This window comes from Nitrospirota bacterium (assembly GCA_020846775.1).
GTDB lineage: Bacteria > Nitrospirota > 9FT-COMBO-42-15 > HDB-SIOI813 > HDB-SIOI813 > RBG-16-43-11.
On sequence record JADLDG010000046.1, the window covers coordinates 1 to 2,760 of the forward strand.

A 2,760-nucleotide genomic window follows, 5' to 3' on the forward strand; every position below is an offset into this window, starting at 1 on the left:
CTGATAATTCTCTAATATTGCCACAAGTGACCTGCCTACTGCAAGCCCTGAACCGTTTATCGTATGGACATATTCCGTTCTTCCTTTGCCTGCCTTGTATCTTATGTCAGCCCTTCTCGCCTGAAAGGCCTCAAAGTTACTGCACGATGATATCTCCCTGTATGTGTTCTGACCCGGGAGCCATACCTCTATGTCATATGTCTTTGCTGAAGAAAACCCTATGTCTCCGGTGCAGAGGGCGACGACCCTGTAAGGGAGACCAAGTCTTTTTAAAACCTCTTCTGCATTATTAGTAAGTTTTTCAAGTTCGCTATAAGACTCTTCAGGTTTGCTGAATTTAACCAGCTCAACCTTGTTGAACTGATGCTGTCTTATCAACCCCCGCGTATCTTTACCATATGATCCAGCTTCACGTCTGAAGCATGGGGTGCAGGCCGTATAATATAACGGAAGCACCTCTTCCTGCAATATCTCACCCTGATGGATGTTTGTCACAGGGACTTCAGCAGTGGGAATTAGATAAAAGCCGTCTCTCTCTATCTTGAAAAGTTCATCTTCAAACTTCGGCAACTGACCTGTCCCTGTCATGGTTTTTTTGTTCACCATGAATGGAGGAACGACCTCTTTATATCCATGTTCCCTCGTATGGAGATCGAGCATGAAGTTGATCAGCGCCCTCTCAAGCAATGCACCGGAACCTTTGAGCAGAGAAAACCTGGCGCCTGCTATATTGGTCGCCCGCTGAAAATCAACGATATCAAGGTCTTCTCCAATTTCCCAGTGTGGTTTAGGTTCGAAACTGAAATCTGGGATATTGCCCCACTTCCTGATTTCAATGTTCCCCTTTTCATTTTCACCAACCGGTACTGATTCATCAGGAATATTAGGAAGGACTAACAGGATTTCCTGCACCTGGTCTTCTACACCCCTGATATCCACCTCCAATTGCCTGATATCGTCAGAGACGACCTTCATCTGTCCTAACAGCTGGTCTGCAGATTTTCCTTCTCTCTTCAGTGTGCCTATTTCATCAGAGGTCTTGTTTCTCTGGAATCTGAGTTCTTCAATACGTTTAAGAAGTGAAATCCTGTCAGCGTCAAGTTTAAGGAGAGAATCAATATCTATGTTTTCTCTCCGCTTCTCAAAGCCTTCCTTAACCTTCGCAGGATTTTCTCTTATCAGTTTAATATCTAACATGTTCTATAGCCTTGTGCAGTCGTCTACTTTAACATTCACGCATGGAATAGTCAACGAATATACCGGGTAGGCAACGGGTTATATTATATACCTGTTGATCTGCTTTATTCCTTCAATCTCATTCCTTTTATCTTCAAACCCTTTTCGCCCCATCATCCCGAACGTCAGTTTTTTCCCTTCTTCTACTCCAGGTTGATCAAAGGCGTTTATCTTGTATAGACCACCGGCAAATGCGGTCTGGACCTCAAACATGTAAAATAGCTGTCCTATTACTGAAGGCGTTATTGCCGGGATGTCTATACGGCAACTGGGTCTTCCGTTCCTTGCAAGTGCAACCTCTGTTGCCTTCTGCTCTGCAAGGATCAGCTCATTCAGTGTGTGGCCGCCAAGATAGCTAATCCCTTCAATATCCTGGAAGTCTTCAGGTATGGAGACTGTGTTATTGAATTTATTTGTCCTCAGAAATGTAATGGTCTTGTCATGTGGTCCTTCCATGTATAATTGCAGCTGTGAATGCTGATCCGTTGCACCTATTGCCTTAACCGGAGTCTGACCTGTGAAGACGATTCGTCCATCAATCCCATGTTTTTTCCCGAGGCTTTCCGCCCATAACTGTACGAACCAATCAATGATGGTTCCGAGTGCCTCTGAGTAGGCCATCATAACCGAGATATGCCGGCCCTGCCTCGTCTGAAACATATACTCAAGTAGTCCTTTCATATATGCAGGATTATGCCATGCGTCAGGATTACTGCACCGCTTGTCCATAAGAGCGGCCCCTGCCAGCATCTCATCTATATTTATGCCTGAGACGGCCGCAGAAAGCAGTCCGACAGGGGTAAGGACAGAGAACCTTCCTCCAACCCCTGCAGGTATTTCAAGAGTCCTGTAACCATTCTTCCTGGCAATCTTTAACAGGTCGCTCTTATCAGGGTCAGTAATTGCAATTACCTGAGACGGATCAATCTTTCCGGCTGTCTTTTGTATGGCGGCTTTCAGCACAAGAAAGCCGGCCATTGTTTCAGCAGTACCGCCGGACTTGGTTACCACAACGATGACGGTTTTCTTAAGGTCAAGAACTTCCAGTAGTGCAGTCGTTTCATCCGGGTCTACATTATCGAGAAAATAGATCCGTGGCCTTCCCTTTCCGGGGCCCCCTGACAATTGATTATAGAATGGTGTATGCAGTGCATTATGGATTGAAAGAGGACCCAGGGCTGAACCTCCTATACCTATAAGCAGGAAGTTGTCAAAACTTCCTGCTATCTCCGATGCAATTGATTTTATGCGACTCGTATCCTGATAAGGGAGGTCGAAGAAGGGGAGTTCTCCGCTTTTCCTCTTGCCCCTCAACTCATCGTGAATAATTTTAATTGTATCAGAGAAAAAATCTATGTCTCCGGGATCTATACCTGAATCTTCACCTATCTGCTCCCTCATCATGAAGTTAAAATCAAGACGTATCTCATTTTGTTCCATCTGACAGAACCTCCTTCCATTTACCCGATATGCCAAGGTGGCAGAGGGCGAAATCATATTTTAACGGGTCATCCGGTGATATCA

At 45.2% G+C, this 2,760-nt stretch carries 2 protein-coding genes; both read right to left on the reverse strand.

Annotated features, from left to right (window positions below):
* Positions 1-1,197 (reverse strand): serine--tRNA ligase (gene serS, locus IT392_07345; GenBank protein MCC6544302.1); only part of this gene is annotated, 1,197 nt, incomplete at its 3' end.
* Positions 1,198-1,275: 78 nt separating this feature from the next.
* Positions 1,276-2,676, reverse strand: coding sequence for a glucose-6-phosphate isomerase (locus IT392_07350; protein MCC6544303.1), 1,401 nt, complete (start codon positions 2,674-2,676; stop codon positions 1,276-1,278).
* Between the last annotated feature and the right edge of the window lie 84 nt (positions 2,677-2,760).